Raw genomic sequence first — 18,717 nt, forward strand, 5'->3', positions numbered from 1 at the left:
TTGTATGGTAGTTTGCTTTTGATTGGCGAAATTTGTACTATCCAAAGTCTGGGCTTGCGGGAACCATTAATTTCAATATGATCTAACGCAAGAATCATAAATCAAAATGTCAATCAGACATTAATTTCTGACCAGCCCGCGCCAGGCCGTATTGCCCCATGCTACGAAATTCGCAAATACCAAGCAAGTAACCTAATTTACTTTGCTATAATTTGTCTCAAAATGAGGTAGTTGTATGGCAGTTTGCTTTTGATTTGCGAAATTTGTACGATCCAAAGTCTGGGCTGGCGCGACCTGAGAAAACTTTTGCAACAGTTCTAGAAATTAGGCAACAGTTCTAGAAATTAAATCGACTCTCCGCTTTTTTTTTAAAACAAATTGAAATTAATTGATTGCACAGACTTAAGATTCAACCGCAAATTTGGGAGCGTTTTAAGAAACGGGAATGCATTTAAGGAAGGTTTTAGGTCGGTCGTGATTTACACGAAATTTCGAAATTGCCACAAAATCGGCAGACGTTTATGGAGCGGCATTACAATTTTTGCACTCGCGTTGTCCACGCTTTCGCACAAGGGACTGCAGCGGAAAGCCGTGCTGAAAAAAGACGGTTGAAACCAGTTTTGCGGGGGCGACCCCAGAAGCCGCCGGAAAATTTGGTTGAAACGACTTTTGAAGCGCGCCTTGTAGCGTAAGGCCCGACCTGCCGCCACAGCTGTTTCCACTAAATATCCGGCGGCAGGATGTGCCCAAATAAAAAACTTGAAAACAAACAATTGGTTGAAACGTGCACAAATAGCAACATTACCTTTAAGCACAACTAAACAGCGCTCCTACTCTTCGTAGAAATCTAAAGTACGTTCGTGTGTTTCGCTGGTTCCGTGCAAGGCGATGAGTGCAAATGAAAAAACTAAAATTCCCACGAGTAAAACGGCCAAAATCGGATTGAAATACGCTTTCAAAAACTCGTAACTCAACAGCAAGAGCGGCACTAAACCGCGTACCACATTGGGAATGGTTGTGGCAGCTGTGCTTCGCAAATTCGTTCCAAACTGCTCGGCCGACAGCGTTACGAACATTGCCCAAAATCCGGTTCCCAAGCCAATCCATCCGCAGTAAAAGTAGTACATGCCCACGCTGTCGTAATCGGAAAAAAGCAACAACAACACGCCTACAAACGTAAACAAGAGAAAGTAAAACACCGCCTGCCGCCGCGATTTCAAATAATACGAAATGGGTCCGCTGCTTAAATCGCCCATCGCCGCCAGCAAATAGCACCAAAAAATAGCTTTTCCGGGCTCTACACCTGCTATGCCTTTGGCTGCTCCAAACTGATTTGCCAGAAAAACCAAAACACCCACGCAGTACCAAATGGGCAGCCCAATGGCTACACAACTAACGTATCGTATAAACCGCGATTTGTTGGTAAACATCATTGTAAAATCGCCGTGTTTTAAATGCTTTTGCTTTTTCGCCGACTCAAAAATGCCGCTTTCGTGTACACTAATGCGCAACAGCAGCAGGGCAAATCCGAGCAATCCGCCAACTAAGTATGCTACGCTCCAACTTCCGGCTAAATTCACGGTTAGTTCGGCTACGACTGCACCTAAAATTCCGAATCCGGCAACAATCGATGTACCTAAAGCGCGGTATTTTGTAGGTAAGGATTCAGATACTAAAGTAATTCCGGCGCCAAGTTCGCCCGCTAAGCCAACCCCGGCAAAAAACCGAAGCCAGGCATAGATGTCTGCCACCTGCTCTTTTGGAACGTACGGCAGCAATCCGCAGGCAAAATTAGCAGCCGAGTATAAAATTATGGAACCAAACAAAGTGGAAAGGCGTCCGCGCTTGTCGCCTAAAACGCCCCATAAAATCCCGCCCACGAGCATTCCGAACATTTGAAAGTTCAGGATACGCGTTCCTACAACATCGGGATTCAAACCCAAATCGGTTAAACTCTGGATGCGCACGATGGCAAAAAGCAGCAAATCGTAGATGTCGACAAAATAGCCCAAAGCAGCAATAATAACGGGCCAAGTAAGTAGGTTTGTTTTGGTGGTAGTCATATTCAAATGTAGCAAATAGGTGCAAAAAAACAAGTTGCTATGTGCTTACATGCTGTTAAACACCAACTACTTAATTTCTTTTTAAAAGATAAAAATTTACGGAAAAACCGTAAAATCAATCAAAATGCAGCTAATACCTTTGGTTAAAATTTATACGCCATGGAGACTTTTACAGGAAATCACGTCAACATTCACGCCTTTTGGCCCACAAAAAACATTGAGCCAATTATTACCAATGAAATACAGCAAGTAATTATTCCGGAGATTATAAAAATTCTACCTAAAGTAGGTTGCAGAGTACTGGCTGTAAACACAATGCCCGATCACATTCACCTGCTGTTTTGGCTTAATCCCGATTACTCGGTTTATACAATTGTAGAAACTGTGAAAAAACGTACGGCAGCGCACATCAACGAAAATAAGATGTGCAAGAAGAAGTTTATTTGGTCGGAAAAAATCTACAGCTATTCCGTTGCCAATGAAAATGTTCCTGAGGTCTCAGCGATTATTCGCTTGCAAAAAGGACATCACGCCAACATGACTTTTAACGATGAAGTAGCAAAACATTTGCAAAATGTAGAACGCTTGTTGCGGCTTTCAAACGAAAAAAGCTTCACCCGATGGTGAAGCTTTTTGAGTGCGGGCAATAGGACTCGAACCTACACGCCTTGCGGCACCAGATCCTAAGTCTGGCACGTCTACCAATTTCGCCATGCCCGCGAATTGTGGCTGCAAATATACAACTAAGTTCGATTTTTCAAAGTAGGATGATAAAAAAGCTGAAATTTTCTGATCGTTGCTTGCCGATGCGTAAAAGAGTTCGTGTGTTGCCAACGAGAAATACGCTACTAAACTTTCGTTTAAATGCAACACCTACAACCGTGACAAGCGAAACTGCGATTGGAGAGATTTCTTTAGAAAACCGGCAGCTAGGATTCTTAAAAGTTTCTGCTGTCAAATGCTGTGCTGTCGGTTTTCTTACTTTTTGTTTTATTATTTTCCTGAGCAGCAGTACAAGCACAAAGTTTTTATTCTATGTAACGGTTTTACTACATTAGCGATACAAAATTTACCACATGTCTGATATTAAAAAATACGTCGAGCAACACAAAGACCGCTTTATCAACGAGTTGCTCGAGATACTTAAAATTCCGTCGGTTAGCGCCGACCCTGCTTACAGTCAGGATGTTATGGATATGGCCGAAGCCACAAAAAAAGCGCTCGAAGCCGCGGGTTGCGATTTTGTGGAATTGTGCGACACACCCGGCTATCCGATTGTTTACGGAGAGAAAATCATCGATCCGAATTTACCTACCGTTTTAGTTTACGGACATTACGACGTACAGCCACCCGATCCGATGGAATTGTGGACGTCGCCGCCGTTTGAACCAGTCATCAAAAAAACCGAAATTCACCCGGAAGGCGCCATATTTGCTCGAGGTGCCTGCGACGATAAAGGGCAGTTTTACATGCACGTAAAAGCTTTTGAATACATGGTTCAAAACAATCAGTTGCCGTGCAATGTGAAATTTATGATTGAAGGCGAAGAAGAAGTGGGTTCTAAATCGCTCGGCTGGTTTGTGGAACGCAATCAGGAAAAACTAAAAAACGATGTGATATTGATTTCCGATACGGGAATGATCAGCAACCAGCAACCGTCGATTACCACTGGACTTCGCGGCTTAAGCTATGTGGAAGTAGAAGTAACTGGGCCAAATCGCGATTTACATTCGGGCTTGTACGGAGGTGCTGTAGCCAATCCGATAAATGTGCTTTCGAAAATGATTGCCTCGCTACACGACGAGAATAACCACATTACCATTCCCGGATTTTACGACAAGGTAATTGAACTAAGCGTTGAAGAACGCGCCGAAATGGCAAAAGCACCGTTTAGCTTAGACCATTATAAGAAAGCGCTCGATATTGAAGACGTTTATGGCGAAACGGGTTATGTAACCAACGAACGCAATTCGATTCGTCCGACGCTCGACGTAAACGGAATTTGGGGCGGCTATACCGGAGAAGGTGCAAAAACAGTAATTGCCAGTAAAGCATTTGCGAAGATATCGATGCGTTTAGTGCCCGATCAAAACTGGGAAGAAATTACCGAACTGTTTACCAAACATTTCGAGGCTATTGCTCCAGCGGGAGTTCGTGTGCAGGTAAAACCGCATCACGGCGGCGCGGCGTACGTAACACCGATCGACAGTATTGGCTACCAAGCGGCAAACAAAGCGTACACCGAATCGTTTGGCGTAAAAGCTATTCCGGTTCGTTCGGGCGGCAGTATTCCAATTGTGGCGCTTTTCGAAAAGGAACTGAAAAGCAAAAGTATTTTAATGGGATTTGGTTTAGATAGCGACGCCATTCACTCGCCAAACGAACATTACGGCGTTTTCAATTACCTGAAAGGCATAGAAACTATTCCGTTGTTCTATAAGTATTATGTGGAACTGGCTAAATAACGTGAGTTCGACATAAAAATCTTTGTTAGAACGCTTGAATTGCGACATTTAAATAGTTTGGGGAAATTTTTGTTAAGCTATTTTTAAAGCTAACCATTTAAACAGTCGCTTACAGCGTTGTATTTTTATGAGATACCTCGGTATCCCAAAGAAAATACGCATTGTAATCAACTATTTAAATGGTTTCTAACTTTAATTTTTACATCGAACTCACATTAAATAAATTAAGTTCCGCAAACTTTGATGATTAAACACCATTTCGACACAGCAAGTAAAAGCACTTCAAAACGATACCGATTTGAAATCTTTTTCTTGCTGTTCGTTTTTTTATTGAGCAGCAATCTTGTTGTTTGCCAGAAGTTTATACCTCTTGATGACGACGTAATGGAATTTATACCCACAGTGTCGTTTGATTTATTTTATAAGAAAAAACTACTGCAAACAGGCTTAACTAGTAGAGATACACTTACTATTTTAGACGCAGCTGTTGTTTTCGATTCGATACATTTCCGAAAAGAGGGATTTCGGTCGAAGGGTTTTTTGAAAGACTCGTTACCGGAAGTGGTGTTTTTGCAAAAAGAGGTTTTTGAGCTCGACGAAGTAGTTTTAAACACAGCTGTTAAAAAAGAAACGTTTCTTGGCGAAAACTCGCGTTTTGTTCGAAAGCGAAGTACTTCGTTCCAAGCGGAGCCGACCGCTGGAATTATGTTTTTTCGTGAAGAATTAGCGACTATCGACGTAACGAAACTTCGCTTTTTTGTAGAGAAAGTATCAGTAAAAACGAACTACAAAATCAAATTTTACGCGTGCGAGCTTGTTGGAAGTATTCTGACTCATAATGAAGTAAAAATTGGCGCTGTGTTTTTCGAAAGTCCGGTATTACAACTCGAAAAAGAAATCAAAAATGAAGTGATTGTCGATTTGGAATCGGGCGGTTTTCCGAAGCCGAAATCAAACTTGTTTGTAGTTATCGAGTTGGTTTCGTACGAGGATGAAACGGGCCAAATTATAAGTCCAGAACCCAATAAACTGACCAAACTAAAGTATCAACTTTCTAAGAAAATGAATTATTTCGCGAAGTTGCGGGAAGTTAGAACCCATTCGTTAACTACTTACTTCATTAATATTAACGCGATGATTCGCCGGGATTTTAATTTCATGTTTAAGAAAACGCCTCATAGAAGTAGTTTAGTTACTCCGGCGATTTCTTTGTACGGCGCAGGTGTTGACTGAAGAGATTCTATATTTAAATACTTATTTGCATAAAAATGACTAAAAAAGATAAAATGAAAATAGCGCTGGTGGCTGCTGTAGTGTTTATAGGTATTGCCGTGATAATCGACCGTGTGTTCGACGTAAATATGTATGGCCCACTTGGTGGAAGTGCTGGTTTGTTTTATTGGTTTGCTACTAGGAAAAAATGATTATTAAGCATTAACTTTTTGCTGTACATCATGTGACTGTAATTGATTTTAAGAAATGTTTGAATTAGATCAATTTTTAACACGGCCTTCGTCTTCTCTCTCTCCTAAAATTTTATTGTTTCAGTTGTACTTTTTTGGAGTTCTTAACGCAAAAAAAAGTCAAACTTTCCGTGCGTCTGTGATCAAAATAAAAAGTTGAAATTGAAAGTATAACATTATTTTTTAACGACCTGTCAAAAATCAAGCAAAAAAACAAACGTTAAATGATTGTCGATTAGCATTATTTTTAGTTTTCTTTGTACACGGTTAACCAATTTACTTTTTTACTAATTTTCAAAAAATGAAAAATGAAAAATAAAATTTTTTCTATCGCATTATCATTCACAGTATTATTTAGTTTGATTATTACAAGTTGTTCTAGCGATGGCGATGTATCTTCAAAATCTGACGCGAAAATTCTTCTTCGTGAAGAAAAGCCAGTTATTAGTGCTGAAAACTTGGAGCTTTTAAAGCAACAAGCGTTAAGAGAGTATCTTGCTTTAAATTTAAATGAAGCTCTATTTGAACCAAGAGCTAATTTGCAAAGTGTTTACGACAAACTGCTCCCGTATGAGCGGGAAAACCTAAGCAGTTTAAATTTGCCTGTCATTCTAGGAAGTGATTACAACGCTGATTACTTCAATAAGTTAAATGAATTCTTGGCGTTTTCAGCCAGAATTGCAAATTCTGAGTTGTTTTATCGTGATAGCTCGATTCAAAGTAGAGAACGAACTATTGGTGATATTTTACTTTTTGTATTAGAGAATGGTTATCAAGCTACAGTAAGTAGTTGTGGTCCGGGATATGCGCCGTGTGTGAGAACTGCGGAAAGAAATCACAAAATCAGAATGCAACAGGCTACATTAACAGCCGTTATAAGCACCGCGATATCTTTCGGCGCAGGAGGGCCTGGTGCAACTGCTGGCTGGGTTATTGCCATGATATATTCCGGCATCCAATACGATTCAGATATGCAAGATTGTTGGGAATCGAACGGCTGCTAGGATGATTAACCAATAATACGTAGAACATCACTGGAGGCTCGAAACTAAAAGTTTAGAAACAATGAAATACAATTTAATACACCTTTACGATTTACTTTTGCTAATTTTAACGTGTTTTACAATAGTTGTATTCGTAAAACCTTCATTAATTTCTTGGAATATTTTTTATATTTTTAATGGTTTAATGATTGCCCTAGTTCTTTTTCTGCGTTTTAGGCTTAAGAACAAGCCCTACGAGAAATCAAATTTTATGTCTGCTGGAGCTGTTTTATTTATACTTTCGATATGTTATGCAATATATGTTACAATAAAAAATCTTATTGCATAATGACTGTTTACGTAAAAATATCAGAGAAAATGAATTTGTAAATAACGATAAAACTTGTCTTTTTCTAATGCAATTAGCTATGAAAAAAGTAAATCTAGTTTCCATAGCATAATTGTTTTACAAGTTTTTCTACCTAAAACTGCAACTAAATTTAGTTGCAGTTGGTGATTATATGAATTAGCATGAAAAATGAACATAAGCGATATTAATTACACGAAAGGCATCGAAACCACACTGTTTTTTTGCTATTATCGTGTGGAGTTGACCAAATAGATTTTGATTCGCATACGCCGCTCTGTGGAAGTGCAGAGGTCTGTTTTATTGGTTTGCTACCAGAAAACAAACAAACAGACCAGAAAACTAATCTGATTTTATACTTTGGAAAAGTAGCGTTGAAACAATTAAAAATAATGCTTCTGGAATGTGTTAAAAATTTAATCAGTATGCTTTCAACACTTTATTTAAATTCTACTTTTTCTAACTTTGAAAAACTAGGAAAATATGAAAAAAAGCAATGAATACAATAATTAGAATTTGCAACTTCTCGCTGTTTATACTATTAATTTTACACGGTGCTGTAATTGTTGTAGACCCTACTTTTTTATCTTCTAACACCAGTACGCTACTGCTTGCGACAATAAGTGTTTGCTCTGGAATTATTTATTATTTCTACCAGAAGAGAAAGTTGCAAAACACTTTAGACACAAAGATTATGGCTTCACTTTTTATTGGCAGTATCACCGTGTATTGTCTTTGGGTAACCGCCATTACCTTAGGATGGATTGATTACAACCCAACTTGGTTAAACCAGCCTTGAATGTAAACCAGATGGCCCAAACACAAAAAACGTGAAAGTATTCCTTGCTATGTAGTAGTTGTCAATCAATTTTAACTTTTGAAAACCATGAAAGACTTTAAACTTGCCATCTTCTACATAAGTGCCTCAATGTTAGCATTTATCGCGTTCCAACAAATCTATTTTTTTTCTATGTACAAGAATGATTTTCTGACATCGATATTTTCAGCTTTTGCTGCTTTAAATTTGGTTCTGATTGTTGCGATTCCTTTGTTTACGCTGATGTCTTTCATTTTCGTTATTCGAACGCCACGCGACTTTAGACCATTAATACTAAATGTAACATCGATTTGTTTGCTGTTGGCGTCAACGAAATTTTAATGTAGAAATGAAATCAAGCGATTTATAGATAATCAACTAAGAACGTCACGATCTAAAAATCGTGGTGTTTTAGTTTATGGATATACTGGATACGACACGCGCGGCCCGGATGGCAGCGAAAAGCCTTTTGAAAACAAAACGATACAAAACAACTGTTTGGCGAGCGACCTTAGAAGCTTGGCAAACGGTTTTGTTTTGTTGGGTTTGTTGAAAAAGCTTGCAGCGAACAGCCGGAACAGCCGCCCTAACTATAAAAAGTATCTATACTATTATGTTGTAGAAACATTAAATTCGGCAGCAGTTGATTAGCGATGTTGTATCTTTGCCGTAATTTAGAATAATTATATACTGTTATGATAAAAGTTTCAGACACTGCCAGCAAGAAAATTGTTGAGATGATGCGCGAAGACGGTTACGACGCGGCGCAACATTACGTACGAGTAGGCGTGAAAAGCGGTGGATGCTCGGGCTTGTCGTACGAACTAAAATTTGATCGCGAATTAGGCGAAAACGATAAGGTTTTTGAAGACAATGAAGTGAAAATTGCCGTAGAGAAGAAATCGTTTTTATACCTAGCAGGCACCATCCTCGAATATTCGGGCGGCTTGAACGGCAAAGGCTTCGTATTCAATAACCCCAATGCACAACGCACCTGTGGATGCGGAGAGAGTTTTTCGCTGTGAGAATCAGAGATTGCGAGATTGAAAGATTTCGAGATTGAAAGATTTAAAAATATTGATTTTACGGGAAAGCTGTGACAAAGTCGTTTGAAGAATTTGAAGTTTATAAAAAAGGTGTGGTTCTAGCGAAAGAGATTTTTTCTATATGCAATACCGAAAACTTCATGAACGAAATTGGCTTTTCTAATCAAATAAAAAGAGCAGTTGTTTCAATTACAAACAACATTGCAGAAGGCGCAGAATACAACAACAATAGACAGTTAATACGGCACCTTAGAATTGCAAAAGGAAGTTGTGGAGAAGTAAAAAGCATGTTGATACTAGCGGTAGAATTGGAGCTTTGTGAACGAAATGCCATTCAGAAAGCACAAGATTTAACAAACGAGATAGCCACACACCTTTCCAATTTTATAAAGTACCTGACAGCTAACCTAACGAAAACAAAATAAAAAGTGAAGATTTCGAATCTCGAAATTTCGAAATCTCAAAATCTTTAAATATAAGATGAGCAAATACACCGAAGACAACCTAAAAATAGATCTCGAAACCAAGGAGTACGAGTACGGTTTTTACACCGATATCGAATCGGAGACGTTTCCCGTTGGACTTAACGAAGATATTGTTCGCGCTATATCAAAGAAAAAAGAAGAGCCGGAATGGATGACCGAATGGCGCCTAGAAGCCTATCGCGCTTGGAAAGAAATGACCGAACCCGAATGGGCAAACGTACATTACGCCAAACCCGATTTTCAGGCTATTTCGTATTATTCGGCTCCGAAGAGTCAGGCGAAATACAATTCTTTGGATGAAGTCGACCCTGAATTGCTCGAAACTTTTAAAAAGCTCGGTATTTCGCTCGACGAACAAAAAGCTTTAGCGGGTGTTGCCATGGATATTGTGGTCGACTCGGTTTCGGTAGCTACTACCTTCAAGAAAACCTTGGCTGAAAAAGGCATCATCTTTATGAGTATTTCCGAAGCCATTCGCGAATATCCGGATTTGGTGCAAAAATACTTGGGAACCGTGGTACCACAGCGCGACAATTTCTACGCGGCGCTCAATTCGGCAGTGTTTTCAGACGGTTCGTTTTGCTACATTCCGAAAGGCGTTAAATGTCCGATGGAACTCTCAACCTACTTCCGAATTAACCAAGCCGGAACCGGACAATTTGAACGTACTTTGGTGATTGCCGATGAAGGTTCCTACGTCTCGTATTTGGAAGGATGTACCGCTCCGAGTAGAGACGAAAACCAATTGCACGCTGCAGTGGTAGAACTAATTGCCCTCGACGATGCCGAAATCAAATACTCGACCGTACAAAACTGGTTCCCAGGAAATAAAGAAGGACAAGGCGGTGTGTACAATTTTGTGACAAAACGCGGATTGTGTGAGAAAAATGCAAAAATCAGCTGGACACAAGTAGAAACGGGTTCGGCAGTTACTTGGAAATATCCGAGTTGCGTATTGAAAGGAGATAATTCGGTTGGCGAATTTTACTCGATAGCAGTTACCAACAATTTTCAACAAGCAGACACTGGAACAAAGATGGTGCACTTGGGGAAAAATACGCGATCGACAATCATTAGCAAAGGTATTTCTGCTGGAAAATCGCAAAACTCGTATCGCGGATTGGTACAAATTGGTCCGCGTGCCGAAAATGCGCGTAATTTCTCGCAATGCGATTCGTTGCTGATGGGAAATGCCTGCGGCGCACATACGTTTCCGTACATTGAAAGTAAAAACCAGTCGGCGCAAATCGAGCACGAAGCCACTACTTCGAAAATCGGCGAAGACCAAGTTTTTTATTGCAACCAACGCGGTATACCGACTGAAAAAGCCATTGCTTTAATTGTAAACGGCTTTAGTAAAGATGTGTTAAACAAGCTTCCGATGGAATTTGCTGTTGAGGCACAAAAGTTATTGGAAATTAGTTTAGAAGGCAGTGTAGGCTAAGCTTGCATGAAGAACTATACCGAAGTTATAATGAAGTTTAAAGAGAACATTTTTGAAAACAACGTTAAGCCTGCAAATGTGATGCATGCAGAGTTGTTTTCTAATATTAAAATTTTTCAAGTGAAGATGGTTCTCTAAACGGGCATGGTTAACAAATGTGTTTTCCCATCTGGGATTTGTATACTGGAAAAATTGTAAAGTGACAATGACAAAGCAAGAGCATATACAGTGGTGGATTGACGAAGCCGATCGCAATTGGGAAACGGCTATCTTCAATATGAATGGTAAGCAAAATGTGTTTGCGCTGTTTGCTTTCCATCTGTGCGTAGAAAAATTGCTTAAAGCAGCTTGGGTAAAAGATAACGTAGATAATATTCCACCTAGAACTCACGATTTAACAAAATTGTACAATGATACTGATCTTCAATTAGAGCCAAGTCAATATGATTTTCTTATCGTAATCAACGACTGGAATATTGATGGTCGTTATCCAGACTACAAACTTAAAGTTTACGCACGAGCAACAGATTCTTATCTTCAAGAACAACTCACGAAGATCGCTGTTCTTATAGAAAACATTAAACGTCAATTGTAAATGTTCACAGTAAAAAAATTAAATACTCATATTTACAGCTTTCTAAACGATTTAGAATCAAATAACTTTGCGGTGAATCGAGTGGTTTTATTTGGTTCCTATGCAAAAGGTGGCGTACACGAAAACAGCGACATTGATTTGGCTGTATGGCTTAAAAATTATACCGAAGAACAACAAGATTTTCTAAGTAAGATTTCTGCTAAATTTTATCCAATTAGTGCCAAATTTTACGATGCAAATGAAACTGAAGCAGAAGATCCCTTTGTTGGAATAATTGAACAAACTGGGAAAGAACTGCCCATCGAAAACATAAAAAAAACGACATTATGGACCTGATTTTAAGAAACGTAAAAAAGAAAGATTTTCCGGTATTGAAATCATTGAAGAAAATGAAAAACCATATGATCCAGAATTTGTAAAAGAAATTTTGGATGCACAGGAAGAACTAAAACAGGGGAAAGGAGTCAAGATGACTTTGGAGGATATTGATAAACTATGGAAATAAGATTTTCTAGTAAGGCGATAAAGGATTTGGAATATTGGACAAAAACAGGAAACAAACCTATTCTAAAGAAAATTTCCGAACTATTGCGTGCGATCAAAGAAAACCCTTTGAAGGAATTGGAAAACCTGAACCACTTAAACATCAACTTTCTGGAAAATGGTCTCAAAGAATAAACAACGAACATCAATAATTTAGCAAATAACCAACAATAGCGTTATAGCAACAGGCGATATACTTTCTTTAAAAGGACATTATAAAAAGACTCAAATAAACAAAACATGCTAAAAATCGACAATCTACACGCAGCCGTAGAAGATAAAGATATCCTCAAAGGAATAAATCTGGCCATAAAAGCCGGCGAAGTTCACGCAATCATGGGGCCAAACGGTTCTGGAAAAAGTACACTTTCGGCCGTAATTGCTGGAAACGAAACCTACACCGTTAGCGAAGGAAGCATTGTGCTCGACGGCGAAGAAATCAACGAACTGGCCCCAGAAGAACGCGCTCACAAAGGCGTTTTCTTGTCGTTTCAATATCCCGTTGAAATTCCCGGCGTATCGGTAACCAATTTCATCAAAACCGCCATCAACGAAACGCGTAAAGCAAACGGATTAGAAGAAATGCCTGCCAACGAAATGTTGAAGAAAATTCGCGAGAAATCGGAACTACTCGAAATGGATCGCAAATTTTTGTCGCGTTCGCTAAACGAAGGATTTTCAGGAGGCGAGAAAAAAAGAAACGAAATCTTCCAAATGGCCATGCTCGAACCTAAATTGGCTATTCTCGACGAAACCGATTCGGGTCTAGACATCGATGCACTGCGTATCGTAGCAAACGGCGTAAACAAACTCCGCAACGAAAACAACGCTATTCTCGTCATTACGCACTACCAACGCTTGCTCGACTATATCGTTCCCGATTTTGTACACGTTTTAATGGACGGAAAAATCGTTATGTCGGGCGGTAAAGAACTTGCGTACGAACTCGAAGAAAAAGGCTACGATTGGATTAAAGCCGAACTTAATTAAAGCAATCGATGGAACTAAAAGAAACTCTGTTATCGTCGTTTATCGCTTTCGAAGAACACATCGATGTAGATGCATCTATACACGACATCCGCAACAGCGCCATTAAAATCTTCGAAGAAAAAGGCTTTCCGACCAAAAAAGAAGAAGCTTGGAAATACACTTCGCTGAACGCCGTACTGAAAAAAAACTATACCGTTTTTCCAAAATACGATTCGGGTATTGAATTCAAAGACGTAAAAAAATACTTTCTGCACGAAATCGATACGTACAAAGTAATTTTCGTAGACGGAAAGTTCTCGTCGTTTCTCTCGGCAACAACGCACGACGGCCTCGACGTATGCACCATGTCTTCGGCATTAAACAAGCCGAAATACAAAATGGTAATCGACGAGTATTTTCATAAAATTGCCAAGAAAGACGACAGCCTTACGGCACTCAATACCGCTTTTGCCGTTGAAGGTGCCTACATTAACGTTCCCAAAAGCAAGGTTGTAGAGAAACCTATTGAAATTATTTACTTCTCAACCGGAGCTGAAAATGCCTTGATGGTACAACCGAGAAATTTGATAATTGTTGGCGAAAATGCGCATGTGCAAATCATCGAGCGTCACCAATTACTCAACGAAAATACCGTACTTACAAACGCAGTGACCGAAGTTTTCGCGCAAAAACGCGCCATAGTTGATTATTATAAAATTCAAAACGATTTGCTTAGCGCGAATTTGGTAGACAACACCTACATCGCACAAAAGCAGGAAAGTCGCGTGGCTGTACACACATTTTCGTTCGGCGGAAACATCACGCGTAACAACCTCAATTTCTACCACCAAGGTGAACGCATCGACAGTACTTTAAAGGGAATCACCATTATCGGCGACAAGCAACTTGTGGATCACTATACCTTAGTGCATCACGCGCAACCAAATTGCGAGAGTCATCAGAATTATAAATGTATCGTTGCTGAAAATGCTACGGCTGTTTTCAATGGGAAAATCTTTGTTGAAAAAGAAGCCCAGAAAACCGATGCTTTTCAGCAAAGCAACAATATTTTATTGAGCGATAAAGCTACCGTAAATGCCAAACCGCAATTGGAGATTTTTGCCGACGACGTGAAGTGTTCACACGGTTGCACCATCGGTCAGCTCGACGAAACCGCCATGTTTTACATGCAACAGCGCGGAATTCCGAAGAAAGAAGCTAAAGCTTTATTGATGTACGCGTTTTCGAATGAAGTTTTCGAATCAATCAAAATTCCGGAACTAAAACAGCGAATTACCAAAATAATCGCACAAAAATTAGGTGTGAATCTAGGATTTGATTTGTAGTAGATAAAGAATGAAATTAAAAAGTCTCGCTTCATCGGCGAGACTTTTCTTTTGCACTACTATTAATTTGAACTTTTAGTTTAATGAATACGTTTGTAGTTCAAGTGTTTGTGAGATTCCGTTGCCTCCCGTGGTAGTCGACTTAATAGGGCCCACGTCTTTTGCAAACCACATTTCTGTAACTACAGCGCTAGATCCTGGCTGTCCTAAAACAGTAGATTCTAAAGTGTAGCGTGCCTTGATAACATCTGGATACGTTACGCCGTTTACCGTCGCAGATCCTATAAATAAGTTTTCGCCGGTAACCGCAACTGTTGCCGTGCTAGTCTGCGATTGTCCTTGAGCTGCTAAAACAATATTAAACGTTGCCGAGTCTGTCCAAGTCTGCCCAACCGGAGCGTTATCTTTAAAAATCGTTATTTCATAGCCTTCTGTCGTAGTAGTAAAACCAAATTGTTCAATGACGAGGTCATCAACTCTTTGATTGTAATTTCCACCATCTTTCGAAATCCACACACTCGCTTGGGCTAAAAATTCGTTACTGTTTAGTTGATAGTAACTAATTCCGCCCTGCTGTTCTGTAGCAACAAAGCGCGATTCAACCGTCTCTCCCGTGTCCAAATTTTCATAAGTCCACGAGTTGTTTACAGCCAACGGGTAGTAGTCGCCCGCCGATGTTCCACCGCCAGAATTTTCGTCATCACTGCTACACGAGCTCACAACAACAGCCAAAAGCATGAATAGAACCTTTGCTGTCAATTTTAATTTTTTCATATTTAATTATTTGGTTGATTAACGAACGTAATATAAATATATTTTCTTGAAAAAAAACAAGTTTTAAATTGCAAACTTTTGTCTTCTTTTTTAGGGCGGGTGGCGGCCAAAAATTGTTCTTCATCTACACAAGTGCTAAGGCCGCCATCACGCTTTCCGCGCTACACGGTAGCTTGCTCCAATCGTTCCCGCGGGCAATCGATGCAAAAGAAAAAACCTTACGAAAAAATGTTAGTTAACGGGCATCACAAAAGTAAGAGTTCTAGATAAATCGTTACACGCCAAATTGATTCTTCATTTTTAATGTTATGTCACCAATATTGTAACAATACAGAGCGGCAGGTAAAAATGAAAACAGCAAGTTGTCTGTTTGCTTAATTCCTACCTGATCTATTGATGTCACCAAAGCCTTTTGCAACTGATTGCTCTTGCAAAAACGAATTAAACTTTTTAGGTCGTTTGGTTTTTCAAAATATCGGTTACTCCATTTAATTTCAACACCCCAAACTGGTCTGTATCGTTTATCGTCAACTAAAACCAAATCAACCTCGCCCTCGTTTCTTCCTTCTTTCCAACGTGCATAGGTCAAATCTAATTTCTCGCGATGCATCCATTGCGACAGTACCGCGGTTTCTACCATGGCTCCCATCTCGCTGTCTGTTTCGCTAATTGGCGAAAACAAGGCGGTGCGCAAAGATGTATTCGTTAAATACACTTTAAAACTAGTCACTCTTTTCAATCGCTTCGCAGCAATGTCAACCTTATTTAAAACTTTTATTAAAAACGCCGCTTCTAAATAGTCCAGATATTTTTTCAAGGTATCTTTTTGAATGCCACTTTCTTTACTCATTTTCTCATACGAAAATTCATTTCCCGTGTTATAAGCCAAGTACGTGAAAAAACGATTTAACTCTTGTACGTCTCTGATTCCGTATAAACTAGGCAAATCTCTCAGCAAAACTTTGTCTACAATGTCGTTTTTCACATAACGACCCATATCACTTTGGATCCTTTCACTTAAAACAACCTCCGGATAACCTCCAAAGTTTAAATAATGCAAAAACTCTTTATTGAGTGCCTTTATGTCGTGGGTTAAACAATACGGAACTTGATTCTGTCCGTAAGGTATAGAACCTTCGTAAATAAGATGACTCATTTCCCTGAGATGAATGTACTCCTGAAAAGTAAGTGGTGGTAACATAAAATCGGTAAAGCGTCCTGCTCCGCTTTCTGTACTGTGCCACTTCAATGCCGCTGCTGCCGAACCTGATACAATAAACTTGGTTTCAGGAAAAGTATCCACCAGAACTTTTAGATGGCGCTCCCAATCCTTTAAATATTGGATTTCGTCAAAAAACACATAACAACCCTCTAAATTGTCGAGATTAAGCGAATATTTGCAAAGCCCTAGAAGATCCTCTAAACTTAAATGAACGTAAATCGGATTATCAATACTGATAAAGAATATCCTTTGAAAGTGTACTTTTTCACTCAACAATTGTTGAATACTGTGAAACAACATCACGGTTTTTCCTACGCGTCGCGGCCCCATAAGAACCAATGCCCGTTTAACGTCTCTTTCTGTCACAAAAGGATAAAATAAATCAAAGTACAGCCGCCTCGCCATGGCACTATACACTTCCGGAATTTGCTTGTTCACCCACCAAGGATTCTCATAGCGCAAGCGTTCTACTATTTTTTCCGTAGGAATAAGACTTGTACCAACCATAAAACCGAATTAATCACACAAAATTAGGTAAAATAGATGGATTTAAAACTTTCTATTCAACACATTTTAGCTATAATAAAGAATAAAAAGCCTTTTACTAAGCTATTTTACTATTCCAAAAAACAAGCACTCTAGAACAATTAAAATGCTCATTATTTGATTGCTTTCGAAATCTCGCCAAACAAATAATTAAAATCGAACACACCTTCCTCGGTCAGGCCCATCCGAACGATAACCAAATCTTTACTCGGAATTATCGTTACCATTTGTCCTTGATAGCCGTTGCAGCTAAACAAATCGCTCGGAGCAGCTGGGTAACGGCCGCCGGCATTCAACCAAAAGTGCCCGCCGTACTTGCCGTTGCTGCCGTTTGTTGGCGTACGAACAAAATTGTACCAGCTCTCATCAAAAAGCCGATCGCCGTTCCAGTTTCCTTTTCGCAAATACAACAAACCAAATTTCGCCCAATCACGCGCAGTCGCCCAACCGTAACTGCTGCCGACGTAATTGCCCGACATATCAGTTTCCACAAGCATCGAGTACATACCAATACGGTCAATCAGAGCCGAATACCAGTAATCCAAATACTCCTGATGGCTGTTAAACTGTTGGCGAATAATGCCCGACAATAAATTCGATGTGCCCGACGAATAGTTAAACGAGCTATTAATCTTGCCCGTTAGCGGTTTTTCGGCCTGAACGCGTGTCATGTCGCGACTTTGAAACAACATTCTCGTGGCATCGGAAATCTCGCTGTAGTTTTCTTCCCATTCCAAACCCGAATTCATGTGCAACAAATCGGCTAAGGTTATGGCTTTTCGTTCGTCTTGCTTCCAAGCAGCTACAGGTGCCGGATCAGAAATTTTAAGTTTGCCTTGCTTTTCCAAAATTCCGTAATACGTAGCGGTAATACTCTTGGTCATCGACCAGCCTAAAATCTTGGAGTTCTTATCAAAACCGGGTGCATATTTCTCTGCTATGAGTTTGTCTTTGTAAAGTACTAAAACCGCCCGACTGCGCTGCTTCTTCTCGCCGGGCTTGTCAAATGCCCAATCAACCGCTTTTTGCAAACGCTCGTAATCGATGTTTTCAAATTTCACAGGCTCTGCTTCGCCGTTTCCGTACGGATAAGGCGCCGTTAATTCAGGTTGTACCCGTTTCGGCGCCAGGTACGGTGCTTTCTGGTCGAAGGTATCATCGATCAACATCGCTCCTAAACCCGGTCGGTACAATGCGGTACGTCTTTTAAAGCCAAACACATCGGCTACGGCTGTCTTAGAAGATTCGTTCAAAGTTAAATTGGCCAAACGCACCAAATCAATGTCGTTATCTTCAGCAGCAACCTGCTCTACAGATCGGTTGTCGATAAAATGCCCGCTGGCTAAACTCTTGGCCGAAAATCCGGAGATGAGTTCCAATTTCGGAAACTCAAAAACAGCAACGTAACCAATAAGAACGAGCAGCAAAACAACGATAGTTAGGCCAATACGCTTCAACCACTTTTTCATAAATCTCGAATTTAGACCGACAGCAAACTTCTTTTGCGCCGATTAGTTTTACGACGATGAAGATATTAATAATAACCCGTTGGGTGTAATTATTTTCGAAAAATAAATGGATTAGATATT

Annotated in this window: 19 protein-coding genes and 1 tRNA gene; 15 read left to right on the forward strand and 5 right to left on the reverse strand. The window is 39.8% G+C overall.

The window, feature by feature from the left end; all coding sequences use genetic code 11:
- Positions 1-830: 830 nt before the first annotated feature.
- Positions 831-2,063, reverse strand: a complete 1,233-nt coding sequence (locus ACOVQQ_RS07045; RefSeq protein WP_421817574.1) for an MFS transporter — start codon at positions 2,061-2,063, stop codon at positions 831-833.
- 159 nt (positions 2,064-2,222) lie between these two features.
- On the opposite strand from ACOVQQ_RS07045, the gene tnpA reads away from it, so the two are divergent.
- Positions 2,223-2,690: an IS200/IS605 family transposase gene (tnpA, locus tag ACOVQQ_RS07050; RefSeq protein ID WP_421817575.1), complete on the forward strand. Its 468-nt coding sequence runs from the start codon at positions 2,223-2,225 to the stop codon at positions 2,688-2,690.
- An 11-nt stretch (positions 2,691-2,701) separates the two neighbouring features.
- Here tnpA and ACOVQQ_RS07055 read toward each other — a convergent pair.
- Positions 2,702-2,783 (reverse strand) — tRNA-Leu (locus ACOVQQ_RS07055).
- A gap of 356 nt (positions 2,784-3,139) precedes the next feature.
- On the opposite strand from ACOVQQ_RS07055, the gene ACOVQQ_RS07060 reads away from it, so the two are divergent.
- The 14 genes from ACOVQQ_RS07060 (at position 3,140) to sufD (ending at position 14,586) form a co-directional block, all read left to right on the forward strand.
- On the forward strand, positions 3,140-4,528 hold the full coding sequence (locus ACOVQQ_RS07060) for a dipeptidase (protein ID WP_421817576.1): 1,389 nt from the start codon (positions 3,140-3,142) through the stop codon (positions 4,526-4,528).
- A gap of 243 nt (positions 4,529-4,771) precedes the next feature.
- Entirely contained in the window at positions 4,772-5,761 is a 990-nt protein-coding gene (locus tag ACOVQQ_RS07065; protein ID WP_421817577.1) for a hypothetical protein, read from the forward strand.
- 53 nt (positions 5,762-5,814) lie between these two features.
- The gene (locus ACOVQQ_RS07070; protein ID WP_421817578.1) at positions 5,815-5,952 is read left to right on the forward strand and encodes a hypothetical protein; all 138 of its coding nucleotides are present in this window, start codon (positions 5,815-5,817) and stop codon (positions 5,950-5,952) included.
- A gap of 347 nt (positions 5,953-6,299) precedes the next feature.
- Positions 6,300-6,995: a hypothetical protein gene (locus ACOVQQ_RS07075; protein WP_421817579.1), complete on the forward strand. Its 696-nt coding sequence runs from the start codon at positions 6,300-6,302 to the stop codon at positions 6,993-6,995.
- Positions 6,996-7,837: 842 nt separating this feature from the next.
- Positions 7,838-8,140: a hypothetical protein gene (locus ACOVQQ_RS07080; protein WP_421817580.1), complete on the forward strand. Its 303-nt coding sequence runs from the start codon at positions 7,838-7,840 to the stop codon at positions 8,138-8,140.
- 713 nt (positions 8,141-8,853) lie between these two features.
- Entirely contained in the window at positions 8,854-9,183 is a 330-nt protein-coding gene (locus ACOVQQ_RS07085; protein WP_094485658.1) for a HesB/IscA family protein, read from the forward strand.
- 71 nt (positions 9,184-9,254) lie between these two features.
- Positions 9,255-9,629 carry a four helix bundle protein gene (locus ACOVQQ_RS07090; RefSeq protein ID WP_421817581.1) on the forward strand — a complete coding sequence of 125 codons (375 nt, stop codon included), beginning with the start codon at positions 9,255-9,257 and terminating at the stop codon, positions 9,627-9,629.
- Positions 9,630-9,684: 55 nt separating this feature from the next.
- Positions 9,685-11,133: a Fe-S cluster assembly protein SufB gene (gene sufB / locus ACOVQQ_RS07095; RefSeq protein ID WP_421817582.1), complete on the forward strand. Its 1,449-nt coding sequence runs from the start codon at positions 9,685-9,687 to the stop codon at positions 11,131-11,133.
- Positions 11,134-11,338: 205 nt separating this feature from the next.
- Entirely contained in the window at positions 11,339-11,728 is a 390-nt protein-coding gene (locus ACOVQQ_RS07100) for a HEPN domain-containing protein (RefSeq protein ID WP_421817583.1), read from the forward strand.
- On the forward strand, positions 11,729-12,064 hold the full coding sequence (locus tag ACOVQQ_RS07105) for a nucleotidyltransferase domain-containing protein (protein ID WP_421817584.1): 336 nt from the start codon (positions 11,729-11,731) through the stop codon (positions 12,062-12,064). It begins immediately after the preceding gene.
- Positions 12,065-12,155: 91 nt separating this feature from the next.
- Positions 12,156-12,233 carry a hypothetical protein gene (locus ACOVQQ_RS07110; protein WP_421817590.1) on the forward strand — a complete coding sequence of 26 codons (78 nt, stop codon included), beginning with the start codon at positions 12,156-12,158 and terminating at the stop codon, positions 12,231-12,233.
- 34 nt (positions 12,234-12,267) lie between these two features.
- Positions 12,268-12,423, forward strand: coding sequence for a type II toxin-antitoxin system YoeB family toxin (locus ACOVQQ_RS07115; protein ID WP_421817585.1), 156 nt, complete (start codon positions 12,268-12,270; stop codon positions 12,421-12,423).
- A gap of 88 nt (positions 12,424-12,511) precedes the next feature.
- Positions 12,512-13,261, forward strand: a complete 750-nt coding sequence (sufC, locus tag ACOVQQ_RS07120) for a Fe-S cluster assembly ATPase SufC (RefSeq protein WP_298148463.1) — start codon at positions 12,512-12,514, stop codon at positions 13,259-13,261.
- A gap of 8 nt (positions 13,262-13,269) precedes the next feature.
- Entirely contained in the window at positions 13,270-14,586 is a 1,317-nt protein-coding gene (gene sufD / locus ACOVQQ_RS07125; protein ID WP_421817586.1) for a Fe-S cluster assembly protein SufD, read from the forward strand.
- A 75-nt stretch (positions 14,587-14,661) separates the two neighbouring features.
- On the opposite strand, the gene ACOVQQ_RS07130 is transcribed toward sufD, so the two are convergent.
- The 3 genes from ACOVQQ_RS07130 to ACOVQQ_RS07140 all read right to left on the reverse strand — a co-directional run bounded on the left by ACOVQQ_RS07130 (position 14,662) and on the right by ACOVQQ_RS07140 (position 18,597).
- Positions 14,662-15,360 carry a hypothetical protein gene (locus ACOVQQ_RS07130; protein WP_421817587.1) on the reverse strand — a complete coding sequence of 233 codons (699 nt, stop codon included), beginning with the start codon at positions 15,358-15,360 and terminating at the stop codon, positions 14,662-14,664.
- Between the two features lie 274 nt (positions 15,361-15,634).
- Positions 15,635-17,089, reverse strand: coding sequence for an ATP-binding protein (locus ACOVQQ_RS07135; RefSeq protein WP_421817588.1), 1,455 nt, complete (start codon positions 17,087-17,089; stop codon positions 15,635-15,637).
- Between the two features lie 152 nt (positions 17,090-17,241).
- Positions 17,242-18,597 carry a serine hydrolase domain-containing protein gene (locus tag ACOVQQ_RS07140; protein WP_421817589.1) on the reverse strand — a complete coding sequence of 452 codons (1,356 nt, stop codon included), beginning with the start codon at positions 18,595-18,597 and terminating at the stop codon, positions 17,242-17,244.
- Positions 18,598-18,717: the final 120 nt, after the last annotated feature.

This window comes from Flavobacterium sp. (assembly GCF_049240005.1).
Classification (GTDB): Bacteria; Bacteroidota; Bacteroidia; order Flavobacteriales; family Flavobacteriaceae; genus Flavobacterium.

Bases quoted from the DNA above. Each gene is read 5' to 3' on its own strand.
- ACOVQQ_RS07045 (WP_421817574.1), bottom strand. From the start codon at position 2,063: ATGACTACCACCAAAACAAACCTACTTACTTGGCCCGTTATTATTGCT.
- tnpA (WP_421817575.1), top strand. From the start codon at position 2,223: ATGGAGACTTTTACAGGAAATCACGTCAACATTCACGCCTTTTGGCCC.
- ACOVQQ_RS07060 (WP_421817576.1), top strand. From the start codon at position 3,140: ATGTCTGATATTAAAAAATACGTCGAGCAACACAAAGACCGCTTTATC.
- ACOVQQ_RS07065 (WP_421817577.1), top strand. From the start codon at position 4,772: ATGATTAAACACCATTTCGACACAGCAAGTAAAAGCACTTCAAAACGA.
- ACOVQQ_RS07070 (WP_421817578.1), top strand. From the start codon at position 5,815: ATGAAAATAGCGCTGGTGGCTGCTGTAGTGTTTATAGGTATTGCCGTG.
- ACOVQQ_RS07075 (WP_421817579.1), top strand. From the start codon at position 6,300: ATGAAAAATAAAATTTTTTCTATCGCATTATCATTCACAGTATTATTT.
- ACOVQQ_RS07080 (WP_421817580.1), top strand. From the start codon at position 7,838: ATGAATACAATAATTAGAATTTGCAACTTCTCGCTGTTTATACTATTA.
- ACOVQQ_RS07085 (WP_094485658.1), top strand. From the start codon at position 8,854: ATGATAAAAGTTTCAGACACTGCCAGCAAGAAAATTGTTGAGATGATG.
- sufB (WP_421817582.1), top strand. From the start codon at position 9,685: ATGAGCAAATACACCGAAGACAACCTAAAAATAGATCTCGAAACCAAG.
- ACOVQQ_RS07100 (WP_421817583.1), top strand. From the start codon at position 11,339: ATGACAAAGCAAGAGCATATACAGTGGTGGATTGACGAAGCCGATCGC.
- ACOVQQ_RS07105 (WP_421817584.1), top strand. From the start codon at position 11,729: ATGTTCACAGTAAAAAAATTAAATACTCATATTTACAGCTTTCTAAAC.
- sufC (WP_298148463.1), top strand. From the start codon at position 12,512: ATGCTAAAAATCGACAATCTACACGCAGCCGTAGAAGATAAAGATATC.
- sufD (WP_421817586.1), top strand. From the start codon at position 13,270: ATGGAACTAAAAGAAACTCTGTTATCGTCGTTTATCGCTTTCGAAGAA.
- ACOVQQ_RS07130 (WP_421817587.1), bottom strand. From the start codon at position 15,360: ATGAAAAAATTAAAATTGACAGCAAAGGTTCTATTCATGCTTTTGGCT.
- ACOVQQ_RS07135 (WP_421817588.1), bottom strand. From the start codon at position 17,089: ATGGTTGGTACAAGTCTTATTCCTACGGAAAAAATAGTAGAACGCTTG.
- ACOVQQ_RS07140 (WP_421817589.1), bottom strand. From the start codon at position 18,597: ATGAAAAAGTGGTTGAAGCGTATTGGCCTAACTATCGTTGTTTTGCTG.